This is a genomic window from Terriglobus sp. 2YAB30_2, from assembly GCF_052114765.1.
Lineage (GTDB): Bacteria > Acidobacteriota > Terriglobia > Terriglobales > Acidobacteriaceae > Terriglobus.
This window is the reverse complement of the sequence record NZ_JBFRFJ010000007.1, coordinates 245,007-264,162: the sequence shown is the minus strand read 5'-3', so window position 1 is coordinate 264,162 and position 19,156 is coordinate 245,007. Positions and strand designations below refer to the sequence as shown.

Annotated in this window: 18 protein-coding genes; 9 read left to right on the top strand and 9 right to left on the bottom strand. The window is 58.9% G+C overall.

Features of this window, described 5'->3' with window-relative positions; translation table 11 throughout:
• From AB4Y89_RS13060 to AB4Y89_RS13040, 5 genes are all read right to left on the bottom strand, one after another.
• A partial coding sequence (locus AB4Y89_RS13060; protein ID WP_442301373.1) for a GTP-binding protein occupies positions 1-161 on the bottom strand: 161 nt, incomplete at its 3' end.
• A 55-nt stretch (positions 162-216) separates the two neighbouring features.
• The gene (gene fusA, locus AB4Y89_RS13055) at positions 217-2,304 is read right to left on the bottom strand and encodes an elongation factor G (protein WP_442301365.1); all 2,088 of its coding nucleotides are present in this window, start codon (positions 2,302-2,304) and stop codon (positions 217-219) included.
• A gap of 122 nt (positions 2,305-2,426) precedes the next feature.
• Positions 2,427-2,897 (bottom strand): 30S ribosomal protein S7, encoded by a 471-nt coding sequence (rpsG, locus tag AB4Y89_RS13050; protein WP_442301364.1) that lies wholly within the window; start codon positions 2,895-2,897, stop codon positions 2,427-2,429.
• A gap of 102 nt (positions 2,898-2,999) precedes the next feature.
• Entirely contained in the window at positions 3,000-3,383 is a 384-nt protein-coding gene (gene rpsL, locus AB4Y89_RS13045) for a 30S ribosomal protein S12 (RefSeq protein ID WP_147648595.1), read from the bottom strand.
• A gap of 620 nt (positions 3,384-4,003) precedes the next feature.
• Complete coding sequence (locus AB4Y89_RS13040) at positions 4,004-4,756, bottom strand: hypothetical protein (RefSeq protein WP_442301363.1); 753 nt, start codon at positions 4,754-4,756, stop codon at positions 4,004-4,006.
• A 110-nt stretch (positions 4,757-4,866) separates the two neighbouring features.
• On the opposite strand from AB4Y89_RS13040, the gene AB4Y89_RS13035 reads away from it, so the two are divergent.
• Positions 4,867-6,933 carry a S9 family peptidase gene (locus AB4Y89_RS13035; protein WP_442301362.1) on the top strand — a complete coding sequence of 689 codons (2,067 nt, stop codon included), beginning with the start codon at positions 4,867-4,869 and terminating at the stop codon, positions 6,931-6,933.
• A gap of 304 nt (positions 6,934-7,237) precedes the next feature.
• The gene (locus AB4Y89_RS13030) at positions 7,238-9,487 is read left to right on the top strand and encodes a YncE family protein (RefSeq protein ID WP_442301361.1); all 2,250 of its coding nucleotides are present in this window, start codon (positions 7,238-7,240) and stop codon (positions 9,485-9,487) included.
• A gap of 92 nt (positions 9,488-9,579) precedes the next feature.
• Here AB4Y89_RS13030 and nusB read toward each other — a convergent pair whose 3' ends face one another.
• Positions 9,580-10,014: a transcription antitermination factor NusB gene (gene nusB, locus AB4Y89_RS13025; protein WP_442301360.1), complete on the bottom strand. Its 435-nt coding sequence runs from the start codon at positions 10,012-10,014 to the stop codon at positions 9,580-9,582.
• Positions 10,014-10,859: a 6,7-dimethyl-8-ribityllumazine synthase gene (gene ribH, locus AB4Y89_RS13020; protein WP_442301359.1), complete on the bottom strand. Its 846-nt coding sequence runs from the start codon at positions 10,857-10,859 to the stop codon at positions 10,014-10,016. Before ribH ends, nusB begins: the two co-directional genes overlap by 1 nt.
• 39 nt (positions 10,860-10,898) lie before the next feature.
• On the opposite strand from ribH, the gene AB4Y89_RS13015 reads away from it, so the two are divergent.
• From AB4Y89_RS13015 to mctP, 3 genes are read left to right on the top strand one after another with little or no spacing between them, the layout of a single operon-like run.
• A complete protein-coding gene (locus AB4Y89_RS13015) occupies positions 10,899-11,444 on the top strand; it encodes a hypothetical protein (protein ID WP_442301358.1) in 546 nt (181 codons plus the stop codon).
• A 5-nt stretch (positions 11,445-11,449) separates the two neighbouring features.
• Entirely contained in the window at positions 11,450-11,869 is a 420-nt protein-coding gene (locus tag AB4Y89_RS13010) for a VOC family protein (RefSeq protein WP_442301357.1), read from the top strand.
• Positions 11,870-11,920: 51 nt separating this feature from the next.
• Positions 11,921-13,456, top strand: coding sequence for a monocarboxylate uptake permease MctP (gene mctP / locus AB4Y89_RS13005; RefSeq protein ID WP_442301356.1), 1,536 nt, complete (start codon positions 11,921-11,923; stop codon positions 13,454-13,456).
• Between the two features lie 98 nt (positions 13,457-13,554).
• Here the strand turns inward: mctP and AB4Y89_RS13000 are convergent, their stop codons facing one another.
• Positions 13,555-14,535 carry a 2-hydroxyacid dehydrogenase gene (locus AB4Y89_RS13000; protein WP_442301355.1) on the bottom strand — a complete coding sequence of 327 codons (981 nt, stop codon included), beginning with the start codon at positions 14,533-14,535 and terminating at the stop codon, positions 13,555-13,557.
• A gap of 160 nt (positions 14,536-14,695) precedes the next feature.
• Between AB4Y89_RS13000 and rpsT the strand changes: the two genes are divergently transcribed.
• Complete coding sequence (gene rpsT / locus AB4Y89_RS12995; protein WP_442301354.1) at positions 14,696-15,025, top strand: 30S ribosomal protein S20; 330 nt, start codon at positions 14,696-14,698, stop codon at positions 15,023-15,025.
• Positions 15,026-15,078: 53 nt separating this feature from the next.
• Here the strand turns inward: rpsT and AB4Y89_RS12990 are convergent, their stop codons facing one another.
• Positions 15,079-16,401, bottom strand: coding sequence for a hypothetical protein (locus AB4Y89_RS12990; RefSeq protein ID WP_442301353.1), 1,323 nt, complete (start codon positions 16,399-16,401; stop codon positions 15,079-15,081).
• A gap of 228 nt (positions 16,402-16,629) precedes the next feature.
• On the opposite strand from AB4Y89_RS12990, the gene AB4Y89_RS12985 reads away from it, so the two are divergent.
• From AB4Y89_RS12985 to AB4Y89_RS12975, 3 genes are read left to right on the top strand one after another with little or no spacing between them, the layout of a single operon-like run.
• On the top strand, positions 16,630-17,550 hold the full coding sequence (locus AB4Y89_RS12985; protein ID WP_442301352.1) for a DMT family transporter: 921 nt from the start codon (positions 16,630-16,632) through the stop codon (positions 17,548-17,550).
• Positions 17,551-17,559: 9 nt separating this feature from the next.
• Positions 17,560-18,483: an HAD-IIB family hydrolase gene (locus AB4Y89_RS12980; RefSeq protein ID WP_442301351.1), complete on the top strand. Its 924-nt coding sequence runs from the start codon at positions 17,560-17,562 to the stop codon at positions 18,481-18,483.
• 3 nt (positions 18,484-18,486) lie between these two features.
• Positions 18,487-19,074, top strand: coding sequence for an HAD family hydrolase (locus AB4Y89_RS12975; RefSeq protein ID WP_442301350.1), 588 nt, complete (start codon positions 18,487-18,489; stop codon positions 19,072-19,074).
• The last annotated feature ends 82 nt before the right edge of the window (positions 19,075-19,156 follow it).

The window sequence follows — 19,156 nt, the reverse complement described above, 5'->3', positions numbered from 1 at the left end:
GCGTTATCAATCGTGTCAAACGAACGGAACGCGTTCTTCGGATTGTGCTTCGACAGGACCTTCGTGATCGCTGCCGTCAGCGTCGTCTTACCGTGATCGATATGTCCAATCGTTCCCACGTTTACGTGCGGCTTCGACCGGTCAAATTTYTCCTTCGCCATCTTCTTCTCCGTCCTTAGCTTCTAAGAATCCTTGAATCTGTCTTTGACTTCAGGCTTACTGCTTGCCCTGTACCTTGGCGATAATCTCTTCCGATACCGAGCGCGGAGCCTCTTCATAGTGTGCAAACTGCATCGAGAAGTTGCCGCGTCCCTGTGTCGATCCACGCAGGTTGTTCGAGTAAGCGAACATGGTCGACAGCGGAACCGTCGCCTTGATCACCTGCTGGCCGCCCTGCATCTCCATGCCCTCGATACGTCCGCGGCGGGAGTTCAGGTCGCCGATCACGGTACCCATGTAGTCCTCGGGCACGGTTACTTCGACAGCCATCATCGGCTCCAGAAGTACCGGCTTGGCCTTCTTGGCGGCTTCCTTGAACGCCATGGAACCGGCGATCTTGAAGGCCATTTCGTTCGAGTCGACGTCGTGGTAGCTGCCGTCGTAGAGCGAGACCTTGATATCGACCATCTCGAAGCCGGCAAGCACACCGCCCTGCAGCGCTTCCTGGATTCCCTGGTCGATCGGCTTGATGTACTCCCTCGGAATCACGCCGCCCTTGATATCGTTGCTGAACTCGTAGCCCTTACCAGGCTCGTTCGGCTCGATACGGATCTTGGCGTGGCCGTAGTTACCCGAACCACCGGTCTGACGGATGTACTTACCTTCCGCCTCAGCCTGCTGACGGATCGTTTCACGATACGCAACCTGTGGCTTACCGACGTTCGCTTCGACCTTGTACTCACGCATCATGCGATCGACGATGATCTCGAGGTGAAGCTCGCCCATACCCGAGATGATGGTCTGACCCGAATCAGGATCCGTGTGCACCTTGAAGGTGGGATCTTCCTGCGCCAGCTTCGCCAGCGCCATACCCATCTTCTCCTGGTCGCTCTTGGTCTTCGGTTCTACCGCAACCGAGATAACCGGATCCGGGAAGTCGATGGACTCGAGAACGATCGGGCTCTTCTCTGTGCAGATAGTGTCGCCGGTGACGAGATTCTTCAGACCCACGGCGGCGCAGATATCGCCGGCCAGGATCTCCGTAATCTCTTCACGCTTGTTGGCGTGCATCTTCAGCAGGCGGCCGATACGCTCGGTCTTGCCGGTACGTGGATTCAGCACGGTATCGCCGGCCTTCAGAGCGCCCGAGTACACACGGACGAAGATCAACTGGCCGACAAACGGGTCGGTCATAATCTTGAAGCCCAGAGCAGCCAGCGGCTCGTTGTCATCCGACTTGCGGATCAGCTTCTTCTCTGGATTGTCGGGATCAATACCCTCAATCGGAGGAACGTCCAGCGGGCTCGGCAGGTAGTCCACCACAGCATCGAGCAGCGTCTGCACACCCTTGTTCTTGAAGGACGAACCCATCAGAACCGGGAAGATATGCATACCGATCGTTGCCTTACGGATGGCAGACTTCAGCTCGTCGACCGTCGGCTCCTGACCTTCCAGGAACTTCTCCAGAAGAACGTCATCACTCTCGGCAACTGTCTCGATGAGCTGATTGCGGAAGGCAGTCGCCTTCTCCTTCAGATTCTCGGGAATCTCTTCGACCGAGTACTTGGCGCCCATGGTCTCGTCGTGCCACAGAATGGCGCGCATCTCAACCAGGTCAACCACACCCTTGAAGTTCGCCTCGGCGCCGACGGCAATCTGCAGCATCACGGCCTTGGCTCCCAGACGGTCCTTGATGGTCTGGGTTGCGTGCTCGGCGTCGCCGCCGTTCTTGTCCATCTTATTGATGAAGCAAATACGCGGAACGCGGTACTTGGTAGCCTGACGCCACACCGTCTCCGACTGAGGCTGTACGCCGGCAACAGCATCGAAGCAGGCGACCGCGCCGTCCAGCACGCGCAGCGAACGCTCCACCTCAGCCGTAAAGTCCACGTGGCCCGGGGTATCGATGATATTGACGCGGTACTTATTCCAGAAGCAGGTCGTCGCGGCCGAGGTAATCGTGATGCCGCGCTCCTGCTCCTGCTCCATCCAGTCCATGGTCGCAGTGCCTTCGTGCACCTCACCGATGCGATGGTTCACACCCGTATAGAACAGGATGCGCTCCGTCGTTGTCGTTTTACCGGCGTCGATGTGGGCCATGATGCCGATGTTGCGGCATTTGTCCAGCGAGATCGTGCGTGCCACTTTAGTTCTTCTCTTCTGCGAGCTTTCGCCCGCGGTTGCTTCCTACTTGACTCCGGCACATTGCTGCACCGGTACGACTCTTATTTCTTGCCTGCGGCGGGTATTACCCGCCGCAGACGGAACTACCAGCGATAGTGAGCGAAGGCCTTGTTCGCCTCAGCCATGCGATGAACGTCTTCCTTCTTCTTCATCGCGGCGCCGCGACCGTTAGCCGCATCCAGCAGCTCGGCGGTCAGCTTATCGACCATGCCCTTTTCACCACGCGAACGGCTAAAGGTCACCAGCCAGCGGATTGCGAGCGAAGTACGACGCTCCGGGTTCACTTCGATCGGCACCTGATAGTTGGCGCCGCCCACGCGGCGGCTCTTCACTTCCAGCAGGGGCTTCACGTTCTCCACGGCCTTCTTGAACAGCTTGATTGCCTCATCGCCACCCTTGGCCTCGAGGTTCTTCATGCTCTCGTAGAAGATGTTCTGGGCAGTCGACTTCTTGCCGCCCCACATCATGCTGTTCACAAACTTCGTTACCAGGGTGGAGCTATACACCGGATCCGGAGCAACTTCCCGCTTCGAGATATGACCTTTACGTGGCATTCCTTCTCTTCCTCTTCTTCCCCTGGAGCCGTCAACTTCTCAAGCAACCAGGCTTTTTGCCTCAGGCCACATCCGTGACCCTCAGCAGCTAACACTCAACGACTACTTCGCAGCGGCCTTCGGGCGCTTGGCGCCGTACTTCGAACGGCTCTGCTTACGATTGGCGACGCCAACCGAATCCAGCGTGCCGCGTACGACGTGATAACGAACACCCGGCAGATCCTTCACACGGCCACCGCGGATCAGCACAATCGAGTGCTCCTGCAGGTTGTGGCCAATGCCCGGGATATACGTCGTCACTTCGATTCCGTTCGTCAGGCGGACACGAGCCACCTTACGCAGAGCCGAGTTCGGCTTCTTCGGGGTCTGGGTGTACACACGGGTGCAGACTCCACGACGCTGGGGCGAACCCTGCAGCGCAGGGCTGGCCGTCTTGTAGCGGGGCGCCGTGCGGCCCTTCTTTACGAGCTGATGAAACGTAGGCACTCTAAAACTCCTTGCAAATCGCTTCCAAACTACTTAACCGGCAAGTCCGGAGCCCGCAATAAGCCCCAGAACCGCCGTCCAACCAAACCTTGCGCGCTCGCGCAAAATCTCCAGACACCATTTCCAGGCACCTGGACGAAGCCACAGCTTCGCATTCCTTTTACCCACGGCCCAATACCGCAGCCACAGGGCACAACCAACCAACCAAGCGAATAACAGTCGACGGTGGCCAGGTCTCTCCGCCCGCAAACACACCCTGAGCTTTCACTCAAAGCAGCCTGCAGACCAGCCCGACTCCGTTTCGCTGTTCCGGCCCACATAGCCCATCCCGGGAGGAGGGTGTCGCAGGCTCGATCGAGGGGTTCGCATCCGCCAAGACCATTGGCCTCAACATTGCGATATCTCTATTCTATCCGGAATTTCGCACAGGGTTTTCCACCGGTTATTCCCAGTGATCCCTCCCGCACAGAGCTTTTCCTGCCCTACCCGCCGCCCGGAGCTCACTTCTGCCCACACGCGGACGAGTTCCGGAAATACGCGGAACCTCCAAACAATACCAAGAAGTGTAAAAAGAGTCAATTTTGTTGGCGCCGGACAGCCGACCGCCATCGCACCGTTTTTCAGTGGGAGTGAAAGAGCTTGTGGTTAACGTCCGGCCAGAACTCCTTAATCAGGTCACTCACTCCATCCAGCGCGACTGCAGTCACCCAGCGCTGGCCAGTTTTGGTCCAGGTCCGTTCCCGGCCGGGGTAATACAGATCGGCGATTCCCGCCGCGGCGCCATTGCCGACCACCTCCCCGAAGTTGAAGGTGCGGTGGTTATTATCGGTACGCGCCACAACCAGCCGTGAAAGCGAATAGCCTGTGCGCTTTACCAGCCCACCATGACCCAGTGTGTAGTAACGCGGGTCCTGCCGTGCAAGCGTCGGGACCACCGCCTCTGACATCAGGTTGCCGCCTACATTGTCGGCAAAGCTATGCCAGTAGTAGCGTCCGTATCCTGCAGCGCCCTGGTGAAGCTCCGGATAGGAGTTTTGCGCGAACCCAACCCCAGCCACAATGCCGACATAGGCGAATGCCGAGTAGTCGAAGCTGTCCTGCGCCGTCAGCTTGAACTTCTCTTTCGGCGAGAGCGGAGGCAGGACCTGATCCGCCGATACCGAGCGGAAGTTGGGCAGGATACCGAGAATCCGCTTGGTCTGCTGCCCATCGTCCGAATGCACCTTTGCCGGCTGTTGCGGTTGGGGGGAGTCCGGAAGAGACGAAGAAGAAGAAGGCACTTCTTCTGCATGTACCGCCGGTGAAAGGGTTAGACCGCCCGCAAGCACAATGGAACCGACGAATCGCGTACAACGTGCCAGAGTTGTTTTCAAAAAGGAGTTCCTCTTTCTCAAGAGACGCTCGGAGCGTCTAACTGATTCTCTTCCATAAACGGAATATGAACCATTCCCACTTCCGGTTCCCAACCACTATTCTGAGACGTATGCGTACGATCGCCGCCGCCATTCTGTTCTCTGCCGGATTTCTACCAGCGCAGCAGAGCTCCCGTATCCCGGAACTGCTTGCAGACCTCGCCCGGGTCCGGACGCCTTCAGCTTCCATCCTGTCCCCCGATGGCACCTATGTCGCCTGGGTGGCGCCTGGCACGGCCGGTGATCAGTTGCATCTCTCCACCTCCAATGGCGGAGCAGAAGACCGTATTCTCTCGCCCGGCGGCAATGAACTGAAGCCCGCCTGCGCCAGCAAGAGCCCAACCTGGGGTCCGGACTCAAAGACGCTCGCCTTTCTCTCAAATTGTTCGCCAGACGGAAAACGCCAGAAGCAGTGGGAGCTCTACCTCTGGACAGCGGCCGACAACCGCTTCCAGCAGCTCACCACACTAAAGGGAGCACTTACCAAACCGGCTTTCTCTCCCGACGGACACTCTGTCGCCTTTCTTTTTGTCGAAAACGCCACCCGTACTGCGGGAGCCACCTCGGCGATGAAGCCGCCAGCCGGTGTGATCGGCGAAGATGGCATCGAGATCCAGCGGGTCGAGAAGGTCGATCTTGTCGACCACAGGCTGCAGTACGCCGTCACACCTGCCAATCTGCATGTCTATGAGTTCTCCTGGTCTGCCGATTCGCAGAACATCGCCTTTATCGCGGCAAATCCTCCAGGAGAAAACAACTGGTGGGTCGCCAAACTCTATAACCTGTCTCTCAAAAAAACAGGAGAAGCCTGCGATGGGCAGGGATGCACCGCCTACTACGCTCCTCCTTCGGTCGTTGTCGACTCTCAAAAGGCTCCAGGGCCGCTCCATGGACTCCAGATCGCAGTTCCCCGCTTCTCGCCCGACGGTAAGACGATCGCCTTTATCGGCGGCCTCATGTCCGACGAGGGCTCGAACGGCGGCGATGTCTACCTCGTTCCCTCGACGGGTGGAGATGCCCGGAACATCACGGAAGGGCGCAAATCGACTCCTTCCTGGATCGACTGGGCTGACAACACCCACCTTGTGGTGAGCGAACACCAGCGCGGACAGGCTCACCTGGGGATCCTCTCCACCTCGGGCTCGGACATGCCGATCTATCACCTCACGCTGCCAGAGTCGATCGGCTCCGGCCAATCGGCCATGTCGGTCTCTGTTTCCATCCCGAGCAAAAAGATGGCGCTCATTCGCCAGTCTTTGAATATGGCGCCCGAGGTCTGGGCGGGCGAGATGAAGAACCTGAAGCAAATCTCGCACCTTAACGACACGTTGAAGCCCTTGAACGGTAAGGCTGAGTCCATCGAGTGGAAGAACGAGAGCTTCGATGTACAGGGCTGGCTGACCCTGCCTGCCAACTACGATGCGGGTAAGAAGTACCCCCTTATTGTCTCGGTCCACGGCGGCCCCTCCTCTGAGATCACTTCCCGATACGGGGGAGAGCCGGCGCTCTTCTCAGCCCTGGGCTACTTTGTCTTCCAACCCAATCCGCGCGGTTCCTATGGTCAGGGCGAGTCATTCACCCAGGCCAACCGCAAGGACTTCGGATATGGCGATCTGCGCGACATCCTCGCAGGCCTTGATGCCGTCGAGAAGCGATTTCCCGTCGACACGGATCGCGTCGGCGTAATGGGCTGGAGCTACGGCGGATTTATGACCATGTTCTCCATCACCCAGACCAATCGTTTCAAGGCGGCGGTCTCCGGGGCCGGCATCTCCAACTGGCAGAGCTACTATGGTGAAAATTCCATCGACCAGTGGATGATTCCCTTCTTTGGATCGTCGGTTTATGACAATCCGGCGGTGTATGCCAAGTCTTCGGCGATCAACTACATCAAGAATGTAAAGACCCCGACCCTGATCATCGTGGGAGATTCCGACGGGGAGTGCCCCATGCCGCAGTCGTTTGAGATGTGGCATGCGCTGCGCGACCTGGGAGTGACCACGCAGCTCATCGTCTACCCCGGCGAAGGTCATCATTTCGCCGATGCAGGACACAATACTGACCGGCTGGAGCGGACTCTGCGCTGGTTTGAAGAAAAGATGCCCGCAAAAACCGATTCAAGCAGCGCAATGCAATAGAGATCAGAGCGTTTTCCCTGTTGCTGGGTATTCGGGAAGAAACATTCAGCGGCGTTTTCACTGCGGAAAACGCCCATAGATCGGAAGCCCTGCATCACACCCACAGGAAAAATGCTCCAGGCGCAACACCAACACGGGTGCGAAGGATTTGGCGAAAGACTCATGGTGGCAATGTTTTCAAGAAGAAGACATGCTGCTTACTATTTGCCGCTCTACCCGTCACCTTTTACACTGAAGTTTAGGAATTCCAAGCAATGGCGGTATGGACCGTTCGGCGCAGATTCCTGCCGAACGGGGAGGTTGAATGCGGCGGTTTGTTCTTCTTGCTTTTCTGGTGATGTTCTTTATTCCTGTCAGTGTCTCGATCACGGGATGCTCGCGCAATAAGAGCAGTGCCGTCTACTGCAACGGCGGCGATTCCGGTATATTGACCGGCCAGATCACCACCATTAACCTTGAACCCCGCCTGACCGGCGTCTCTCTATCCAGTGGACAGATGGGCAGCGTTGGCACCGCCAGCGCCACTGATTGCAAAGGCAACAGTGTCAGCGTCAGCAACTTCACCTATGCGAGCTCGGATACGACGCACACGCTGGTCGACGTGAATCCGTCCACCGGACGCCTCTGTGCCGGAAGCTGGAATCGCAACAGCGCCGGCGGCATTGCAGACTACACCTACTGCAACAGCACCACCCTTACCGGAACCGCGACCGTTACGGCCAGCGCGGGTGGGGCTACCAGTAATACGGTTACTGTTTATGTGCATCCCATCATCGGCAGTGTGGCCCTGACGGGGGTATCGCAGACGGATTGCGTATCGCAAGGGAAAGCAATCACTCTCGCGGCTGATGCAAAAGATACGTCCGGCAATACCATTGACCCCAAGATTGTCGGCAAATTTACCTTTGCGGCACAGACTTCCGGCATCGTCACCATCGATGAAAATGGCGTAGCTACCGCCGCTCAGCCTGGATCGACCCTCATTACGGCCAGCATCTCGAATGCGACCTCGACGGCGGGCTACTTCTCCACCTGCCCGCCGACCAGCATCGCCCTGAACATCCCGGGCAGCAGCTCTACGAGCGTCAATGTCAACCCGAACACCACTCAGCCAATTACGGCAACGGTGCTCGACAAGAACAACACGACACTCACCAACCTGACGCTGACCTACGTCTCCACGACACCCCGTACGATTCCGGCGGCCACCGGTTCCGTGACCCCGACCTTCCCGGGCGCCGCGGCGATTACAGCATTCTGCTTGCCGCCGACGTGTAATCCCTCCCCGACGGACCGCGTGGGCCTCTTCGGCAATGGAAAGCCCGTCGCGTCGAATAACATCAATGTCACCACGACCGGCCTGAGCAGCAACTATCTCTACCTGGCCAGCACGCAGTCGCAATACGTCACCCAGATCGACATGACGACGGGCAACCTGGGCGCGACGCTTCGTCTGCCTTACGTGCCGAACTCGATGCAGCTCTCTACCGATGGCGCTGCTCTCTATCTGGGCACCAGCAACGAGATCATTACGCTGAATGCGACCTCGAACGCCATCACTAAGGAAGACACTTCCATCTCAGGCCGGGTGATCTCGGTCTCGCCGGACTCAGGTACGGTCGTCATCACGGATCCAAGCCGTAAGCTCATCTATCTGTACACTTCAGCGGGTGTGGTCGCCTCTAGCTACGGCGGCGTGGCAACTCGTGCTGCCTGGTCAACTGACAGCACAACCGTGTACATCACGACGGCGGATAACCAGCTCATCACGTATTCCACGCCTGCTGGCTGGCACGTTATCGACAACTCCGGTCTGACGGCCGTAAACGATGTCGCTGTTACCGTACCGTCGGTCGGCGCTTATTTCGCCGGCTCGACAGCCACTGTCGGCCACACGTACTGCCACAAGACCACTTACTCCGGCACCTCCGTCAGCTCCATCGAGTACTTCCCCATCGCAGGAGGCACTGCAAGCACGGTCGCAGCTCCTCTGGATCGCGTCGCCGCGACGAACGATGGCGCCCATATCCTTGGCGCACGGATGCTCTCTGGTGTTCCTCAGATCACCGACATCGGCGTCTCCATGCCGATCGGAGGCTCGACGCAAGGAGGAGCCTGCCCCACGACCAGTGGTGCTGTTCCCAACTTCACACAGAAAACCCTGAACACCTATGCCACAACCGCCAGCGGAACGGCAGTTACCAGCATCGTGCCAGCCTCGAACTCGTCGGTGGCCTTTGTAACCTACTCGGCCGGCGCCACTGGGTCGCCTGTCATTCCGGCCTACTTCCCTTCCACCAACACGGTCTCGAACATTGCACTGGCCACTACCTCCGGCAAGTCCGCGCCGACCGCCCCGGTAAGTGGTGTGTTCAGTGCGGATGACGCAACCTTCTTCGTCAGCACGGCAGGCGACAACCAGGTGCACCTCATCACCAAGGGAACGACGGCTTACAGCGATACCCGCCAGCTCGATCCCAAGCTTCCGGCCTTCAGCGGCAGCGGGTACTCTGTGCCTGACCTGATCGCTGCCAAGCCGCGTACCTTCCAATAACCAGGAGCATGCTCCCAAAGAGAAACGCCCGGAAGGTTCCGGGCGTTTCTTATTTGCGGTCGACTTTTCCACTCCTGTAGGACTACGTCTTTCTACTGCAACCGCTTCTCCAGAACCTCTTTTGCGATCGCGTCCAGCACACCGTTCAGGAAGTTAATACTCTCTGGAGCCGAGTACTTGCGTCCGATCTCGAGTGCCTCGTTGATGATGATCGCTGCAGGCGTTGCGCGAAAAGCCAGCAACTCGCCGGTAGCCATCCGCAGGAGATTACGATCGACAACGGCCATGCGTTCCAGCTTCCAGCGGGCTGAATGCCCCTCAATCAGCTTGTCGATCTCGTCCTGCCGTTCCGTGGCAACGCGAAAGAGATCTTCGGCGAATCCACGGGCCTCCTCATCGACTTCCTTTTCTTCCCGCGAGCTCCAGAAGACCTTGCGGACCTGTTCCGGAGTCTGCTTGCCCAGATCGCTCTGGTAGAGCATCTGCATCGCCATCTCGCGGCCCTTACGACGTGTTCCTGCTGCCATCAGGCACCCACTTTCTTGCGGATCGACGCCATCTCGATGGCAGCAATCGCTGCTTCAAATCCTTTATTGCCTGCCTTGACGCCGGCACGGTCCAGCGCCTGCTCAAGGGTCTCGCAGGTCAGCACACCAAAGGCGTGCGGAATCCCTGTCTCCTGCTGGCTCTGGCCGATTCCCCGCGCCACCTCGTTATAGATAGCCTCGTAGTGCGCGGTCTCGCCGCGCAACAGCAGCCCCAGCGTAATGATGCCGTCAAAACGCTTCTGTTCCGCGAGCGTACGTGATGCCGAAGGAATCTCCCAGCAGCCCGGAACGCGAACGATCTCAATATCCCCGCGGTTGACGCCGCTGCGCAATAGCCCATCGAGGGAGCCCTGCAGCAGGCGATCGGTAATTACGGCATTCCAGCGAGCCACCACAATGGCGAACTTCATCCCGGTAGCAATCAGGTCGCCTTCGATAGCAACCGGCTTGCCCTTCACCGGATCGTCCCACTCCCAAAAGCCGATTGTCATGCCACTGACGGGTTCTGCGGTAAACAGGCGCGACTTCCAGGGCTGTAGAGCGATCTCAGTCGGGGCGGGCGCTTCATTTGCCGCGGACCATGCCTTTACGGCCTCGTAGACACCATCAAGCTGGGTTACTTCAACCAGCAGCGGCGGCGCCTTCGGCTCTCTGCCAGTCACAAACTCGATATTTCCCAGCGGCGCCCGGAACGGAGCACCCTTGCCTCGGTCCAGCTCCCAGCCTTTTCCGGGCTCGAATCCAAGCCCCTCAAACAGGCTCGTCAACCGCTCAAAATCCTTGGCGGAAGGCACGCTCCGCACCAGCGTCAAACCCTTGATCATAAGGCTCTATTGTACGGCCTTGCTATGCTAGATACTGTGTTGAAGCCCTTCGTCGCCCTTCTTGCCGTTTCCCTCTCCCTGCCTCTTCTTAACGGCTGCCGCAGCAGTGCCTCGGCCGCCAGTCTTGGCATGGGCAGCACCCTCAACCGTCAGCAGATGGAAGAGATCCGTGTTGAGCTCGACCGCGAGATCCCACCTCCTTCGAAGAACCGCTACCTCACCATCCAGGACCTCTCCAACTGGGAGAACCCGGCGATCACCGTGCAGGAGAACATGGTCTCGCTTCACGTGCTGATGGCAGACGCAAACCCCTCTGAGTACGCTAAGGGCACGATGATCCGGCCCGTAGCCGCACGCAAGCAGGAGCTGACCATCCGCGTTGCCGATCTTCCCGCGGCGCTCAATGCCATCCCTCGCGATGCCTGGCCTTATGGCCGCGTCATCGCCATCGAAGAGGCACATGACGCCCCGCTCGCCGTGCGGCCGACCATTCGCCGCAATATGGAAAAGGCAATGCAAACGCTCAACGATCTTGGTATCGTGATCAACGAATGGAACACCCCGGGCGCCTCAACCCTGCGCTGACAACCATGACCAATCGATCTGCTCCTCCCTCTTCGGTGATTCCAGTACTTCGCTATTCGGACATCGTGGCAGTAGCATCGTGGCTGAAAACGGCATTTGGATTTCGCGAACGCCTGCGCGTCGGCGGGAACCATCGCATCCAGATGCATGCTTCGGACGGTCATATCATCTTGCATCAAGCTGAAGTCGAACCTGCGCGGAGCGTCTCGATCATGGTGCGTACTGACCGGATCGATGAACTCTTTGCAAACGCCGTCGCGCATGGAGCGGTTGCGCTAAGAGATCCTCAGACCCACATGTATGGCGAACGCCAATGTACATTGCAGGATCCCTTCGGCCAGGTCTGGGACTTCACCCAAACCATTGAGGATATCGATCCATCAAGCTGGGGTGGTGAAGCAATCGAGCTCGAGCGCATACCCTAAGCTTGCACCGCCGGGCATGCACCCTGTACCCTCACCCTGAACCCTGTACCCATGCCTGCGACTATCCATACGACCGCCCTGGCCGTCTTCTGCGCCTTCTTCGTCCTTGTCACGCTCGCTGGATTCTGGGCTGCCCGTTGGCGGCGTCCGGATGGCGGCATTCATTCGCTTGAAGAATGGGGCCTGGCCGGCCGCAGCTTCGGCACATGGATCACCTGGTTCCTCATCGGTGGCGACCTCTACACCGCCTACACCGTCATCGCCGTTCCTTCGGCGCTTTACGGTGGCGGCGCCATGGCCTTCTTCGCCGTGCCATACGCGATCATCGCTTATCCCTACATGATGATGGTCCTGCCCAGGCTGTGGGCTGTGAGCCATCGCCACGGCTATATCACCTTCGCCGACTTCGTCCGCGGACGCTTTGGGAACCGTGCGCTGACCATCGCCATCGGCGTCACCGGCATCCTGGCGCTGATGCCATATATCGCGCTGCAGCTGGTCGGTATGCAGGCGGTGATCGCCGCCATGGGCGTACATGGCGAATGGCCGCTGGTCGCGGCATTCATCATCCTTGCCGCCTATACCTACTCTTCGGGTCTGCGTGCGCCGGCTGTCATCGCCATCGTGAAAGACATCATGCTGTACGTGATGGTCTTTACTGCCATCATTGTTCTTCCGCTCAAGCTCGGCGGTTATGGACACATCTTTTCTACGGCCGCAGCAGCGCTTGCAACCCATAAGCCCGCAGGCTCTCTGCTGCTGAAGCCGCCGCAATACCTGGCGTACTCTTCGCTGGCCATCGGATCGGCCATTGCGCTGATGCTTTACCCGCACACTGCCACTGGTGTGCTTTCCGCGAAGAGCGCTAACGTCGTTCGCCGCAATGCCGCTCTGCTGCCTGCATACAGCTTCCTTCTCGGGCTGATCGCGCTGCTTGGCTATGTCGCACTGACCGCGGGCATTGCACCAAAGACCGCTGCCGGCACGCTGGATAGCAGCGCCGTTGTCCCGACGCTCTTTATTTCGATGTTTCCTGGCTGGTTCTCAGGTTTCTGCCTCGCTGCCATCGGCATCGGCGCCCTTGTACCTGCAGCCATCATGTCGATCGCTGCCGCCAATCTCTTTACCCGTAATCTGCTGGCGGAGGTCATTGGCCGTCATCTGACTCCTGCCCAGGAGTCCAATACGGCCAAGATCGTCTCTCTGGTCATCAAGTTCGGAGCGCTGATCTTCGTGCTTCTGGCCTCCTCTTCTTACGCGATCGAGATGCAGTTGCTTGGCGGTATCTGGATCGGACAGATCTTCCCTGCAGTGGTGCTCGGCTGCTTCACCCGCAAGCTGCATCCATGGGCCCTCTTCTCCGGGTGGGGAGCAGGCATGATCACGGGCACATGGATGGCATGGTCGCTGCAGCTGAAGAGCTCGGCGTATCCGCTACATCTCTTTGGACAGACGTATACGATCTATGCTGCGATTCCGGCGCTGCTGGTGAATCTTGCCCTCGCCCTGGCTCTTACACCCCTGTTCAATGCGTTGGGGCTGTGCAAGGGAACCGATCAGACGCAGCCGGAAGACTATATCGCGTAAAGTTTGCGTCGAGAAATAGCAAAAAGCGGCTCGCTTCGCTTGTTGCCCCATTCTTTCGCTAATGGCGAAAGAATGGGGCAACGGGTCCATACGCTTGTCTAGTATCCGGCGTCCCCCACAACGTTTTCCAGCGGCTCGCCCTTCAAATACCGTTCCATCTGCTTCCCGATAAAGCCGAATGCGCGTTCCATGAAGTTCGGTGTCAAGCCGGCGATATGTGGGGTAATCAGGCAGTTGGGAGCGCTCCATAGAGGGTGCCCGTCGGGCAGAGGCTCCGGATCGGTTACGTCCAGCGCGGCGCGGATCTTCCCTTCCGCCAGCACCGCCGTCAGGTCTTCAGTCACCACAATCGGTCCGCGGGCGGCGTTTACCAGCAGTGCCCCTTCCTGTAACCGTTCCAGGCGTTTCCGTCCGAACATCCCCTGAGTCTCCGCCGTGAGCGGCAACAACAGCACCACGACATCCGCCTGCGGCAGCAGAGCATCCAGCTCACTGATCGCGTGGACTTCGACCGGCTCCGTGCGTGCGGAACGAGCGACACGGATCACCTTCTTCACACCAAAGACCTTCAACTTTTCTTCGGTTGCCGCTCCGATCGATCCATAGCCGACGATCAATACCGTCCGGCCCCAAAGTTCTTCGCTGAGCACGCGATAGCGTCCACGCGTGTGGGTTCTCTCAGTAACGAAGGGGTTGCGCAACTTCCAATCGCCGACCCACTTCTTCTCCTCCTGAGCCTTGGCGTACACCGGGAGCCACTTCAGTGAGGCCAGAATGGCCGTCATCACCCACTCGCTGGTCGAGACATCATGGATGCCGCGTCCGTCGCACAGGATCATGCCATCGCGCCTCCAGGGAAGGACCCAATCGACGCCGGCCATGGCAGATTGCATCACCTTCACACCCTGCACAAACGGCATCTGGCCCTCGGCTTCGAAGCGATTGAAGGGGAGTACCCAGAATTCGACCTCAACCGTCTCCCGCAGGTCCTTCGGAAGCCTTACCAGCTCAATGCCATTCTTCGGAAAGAGCTTCAGCAACTCCTCCGGAAGATCCGCCTGCACCCCGACACGCACCATTTGCGATTCCCTCTCCCTCTAGGCGCCCGATAACACACCCTAATCCTTGCACCTTATATCAAATTCCCGTATTCTTAAACCTCGTAGGGAATGTGGCGCGTGAGTAGCCGCAGCCTCTCCCCAAATCCCCGACAACCGGGTTGAAAGAAAAGGTTTATCGATGGCGAATCACGTCTCCTCTCTCAAGCGCGCACGTCAGACGGAGCGCAAGACTGCGGTCAACCGCGCTAACAAATCCAAGCTGCGTGGTTCACTCCGCGAGCTTCGCGAGTCCCTCGCCACCGGCGATGCGACAGTGGCCGCTGAGCAATTCAAGGCCACCGTTTCGGTGCTCGACAAGTCTGTCCAGAAGGGCGTGCTGCACAAGAACACCGCTTCCCGTTACAAGAGCCGTCTGGCTGCCCGCCTGAAGACCGCGGCCACCACCACTCCCGGGGCTGCTACCGCCACCAAGGCCAAGCCGGCGAAGAAGGTTGTCAAGAAGGCCTAAGCCGTTTCGATCTCTCTGCAAGCCCGCTCTCCGGAGCGGGCTTTTGCGTTTCCCTATCTATCTCCATCACCACCGGTAAGGTGGATTCTCGCCTCTCCCGGGCGGGGCGCCACAGTCAGGGAGTGCTGAAGCTCCTTCTTCTCCTGTGCCGTCGGCTGCGGCAGGTTGAAGATCTCAATTGTCCGTCCCTCTGCGACGGCCAGGCGCGAGCCATCGGGCGACAGGTCAAAGTTGAGGCCCGCTTGCTGCGGAGGAACGGCAAGAATCTTCGCCAGAGGACGTCCGCTGCTGGTCTGGTAGACCTGAATCTCCTGCCCCTGCACCGTTTCGGGCGTGTTGGAGCTGGGACCGCTTCCCATAATGGTCAAAAGGCGGCTATAGGCAAAGCGGCCCGCCTGAGCTGCGGTTTTCATGGCCGGCGAATTGGATTCCCCAGCCAGCACCATTAACCACAAAGCCTTTCCTTCCAGATCAAAGGCCCCGATTTCGGAGTGCGCCACATCGCCGCGGCACCCTAACCCAATAAACTCGAAGCCGCTGACAAACGCCGCCACAGGAGGGCAACTGGTCTCCAGCCCCGCCAGGTCCACCACCTGCCCGCTACCATACGGCTTCCACTCAAATCCCCAGTGCTGACTGTCCTCTCGCACCAGATCCAAAAGCCCGGCAGAGAGCATGGGAACCGAAGCGGCGCCGGCGAAGTCTGCGTCTCCGCGAACCCGATAGACGATCGATCCATTTTTCTCTACCTGCTCCGCAAAGATGGCCTTCGTCTTCAGACGCTGTTTCAACTTGCCGGGATCGCCCTTCAGGGGATCAGCCTGCTCCTGCATCTCGATCTGGAGAAAGGTCCCATCCGGACTGATACCAATCCCTTTAAACGCCCCTTCTGCAATCAGGAGCTCGTTGTCCACGAACGGTCTGTCCACCTTCAGCGCTTCGAGAGGAGAGAAGGTTGAAAGCCGTCCACGGATTCGCAACAGAAACTGTCCCCGGCCCAGCCGCCAGAGATAGCGCCATCCGTCGTGCAGGCGCCACTTCGTCTCACCAACAACGGTTCCCGAGGGGAGCTCGATGAGCTGTGCCTTCACCACCCGGTCTTCATCGGTCTCCGGATCATCGACGATGCGCGGCAGCAGCTCCTTGACCGGAGAGGTTACCAACAGATGCCGCTCATCGACAAAGTCGATGGTCTGGTAGACGGTGCGATCCAGAAGGAATCTGGCCTGTGGCAGCATCACACCCGGCAAGTCGAAGCGGAGGTCTGCTTTTTGCGTCTTTGGGACCTGTAGCTGGTTTGGTGATGTCTTCTGCGGCCTTGGCGGCTGCAATGGAATCTGAACCTGCGCAAACAGAGCTGTATGCACACAGAGCACGGCTAGAACATTTTTCCTGTTGATGGGTATCCCGGAAGGGGCGTGCAGCGGCGTCTTCCTTGCGGAAAACGCCCATAGATGCCGAATCCCTACACTACACCTACGGGAAAAATGCTCTATTCCCGAGATCGCATTGGCCCATCGTATCTGCATCGTTGCGTGTGACTCCCACTCTTTCATAACGACGCTCTTACCCGCCACTCCCCTCCCGTGTGCGACATTGAAGAGATGGCCCCTTCACACAGCCGAGCCTCAGGATTCCTAGCCTGCGCCAGCGCAGGCACCTTCTGGGGCATGGGTTTTTACTTTGGCAAAATCGCCCTGGCCGAGATGGCCGTCGGGCACATGGTCTTTTATCGCTTCCTCTTCGCCACCCTGGCCATGGTTCCCGTCCTGCTGACACGGCGGCCAGGGCTCTCGCGCTCCGAATGGGGAACGCTGCTGCTCGGTACTTTTCTCGGGATTCCGCTGCAATTCCTCCTGCAGTTCAAGGGACTCTCGCTCACGACCGTCTCCCATGCCGCCCTGATGGTGGGCATGATGCCGGTCATCCTGGCCGTTGGGGCTACTCTCTTTGCACACGAGCGTCTTGACTGGATCGGATGGACCTCTCTGGCCGTCTCTACCACCGGTGCGGCACTGATCGCCACGGGAGGACGCCACAGTCATGCCGCAGGCGATCCGACGCTTGCCGGCGACCTGCTGGTGGTTCTTTCGCTGTTGATCGCTCTTTTCTGGGTTCTGTGTAACAAACGGCTCATGGGAAGCCATTCCGCACTAGTGGTCACCGCCTACGGCCTGATGAGCGGCATGCTGATGCTCTGCGTGATTGTTCCTGCCATGTATGGGTTGCCTCCGGTGCATGGCATCTCTCTGAAAGCCTGGCTCGCTCTCGCCGCCAGCGGTCTCTTATGCACGGCTGCCTCCACCTTCCTGTGGAACTACGGCATCGCCCATATTCCCGCATCGCAAGCCGGCGTCTTTCTCAACATGGAGCCGCTCATGGGCTCTATCCTCGGAGTTACTCTTTTGAGAGAGAGATTAGGGCCTACCGGCATTACAGGCGGCATGCTGATCCTCATGGCCGCCATCACCCTTACCACCAAGTCCAGGGCTCGCGTCAAAGAGCCGGACTGCATCCCTACCTAGAGAGTTCGCTTGCAGCAATCACCACTCCTCATCGCGATCGATATTGACGGCACCCTGCTTCCGCCGGAAGGCAAAGTCACGCAGCGCGCCATCGATGCGTTGCTTCGTGCCCAGGAAGCCGGCATTCACATCGCTATTGCTACCGGCCGGCGGCACTGCTACGCGCTGCGTGTGCTGCGTGAGATCGGCCTGGCGCCGCACAATACCCTTATCTCTTCCAACGGAGCCGTGCTGCGCAATTTCAACCACGAGTTGCTGCATCGCTCCACGCTTGCCCGCGATACGTCACTCTGGCTCGCACAGCATCTCGCCGATTTCCGCAACACGCTGGTTCTCACCTTCGACCTTGTCGGCCCCGATGGCGAAGATGCCCGCGGCGCCCTCGTGGTTGAACACCTCGATCATCTGCACCAGTCCATCAGTCGCTGGATGGTCGCCAACGAGCCTTATATCTCCCACGTCAACCCGATCGAAGATGCCCTTACCGGAGATTCGCCAATCCAGGCGATGCTCTGCGGCACCATCGAACACATGCAGCAGGCCGAAGCTCACCTGCTCGCACATGAGCATGTTTACTCCGCCAATCACGACGTTCACGAACGGCTGCACACAGCTCGCGTCGCCATCCATCGCACGGAGTATCCGGAGCGCGATCTCTGCATCGTCGACATTCTTCCCGCAGGATGCTCCAAAGGCATTGCCCTGGAGCGGCTCGCCCGCAGCCTGAATCTTCCCATGGGGCAGACGCTCGCGGTCGGAGATAACTGGAACGATCTTTCGATGCTGCAGACCGCGGGGAGCGCAGCTCTAATGTCCAACGCTCCACCGGATTTACTTGCTCTCGCGCGCCGGCACGGATGGCGCGTTCTGCCATCTCATGCGGAGGATGGCGTCGCGCAGTTGCTGGAAGATTTGCTCGGGACGGCAAAATAGAGTATGGACACGAATTCTCTCGACCTCCCAGCCGGAAACTTCAAAGCCTACCTTTTTGACATGGACGGCACCATCGCCGATACCATGCCGCTGCATTTCGTCTCCTGGACGCAGGCCGTGGAAGAGGCCGGCGGTACCTTTCCGGAAGATCTCTTCTATGCCTGGGGCGGCGTTCCCCTTATCGGGGTGGTGGAGAATCTGAATCGGCATTTCGGCTATAAGCTCGATCCGGCCGCGGTTGCCCATCGCAAGGAAGACCTGTATCTCAGCATGCTGGACCAGGTCACACCCGTAGCCTCGGTGCTCGAGCATGTCCATGCGCAGTTCGGCAAAATCCCGTTCGCCATCGTCTCCGGATCTCCGCGCGATTCCATTCGCCGTACACTCACCACGCTTAACCTGCTGAGTTACTTCCCTGTCATCGTCGGCGCTGAGGACTACAAGCAGGGCAAACCCAATCCCGAACCATTCCTGACCGCCGCTGCGAGGCTGAACGTCGCGCCAGTAGATTGTCTCGTGTTCGAGGATGCCGACGCCGGCATCCGGGCCGCCGAGGCTGCCGGAATGCAGTGGGTTCACGTCCCCAGCTAGAGCATTTTCCCTGTTGCTGGGTATCCCGGAAGAGGCGTGCCGCGGCGTTTTCATTGCGGAAAACGCCCATAGATGCCGAAGC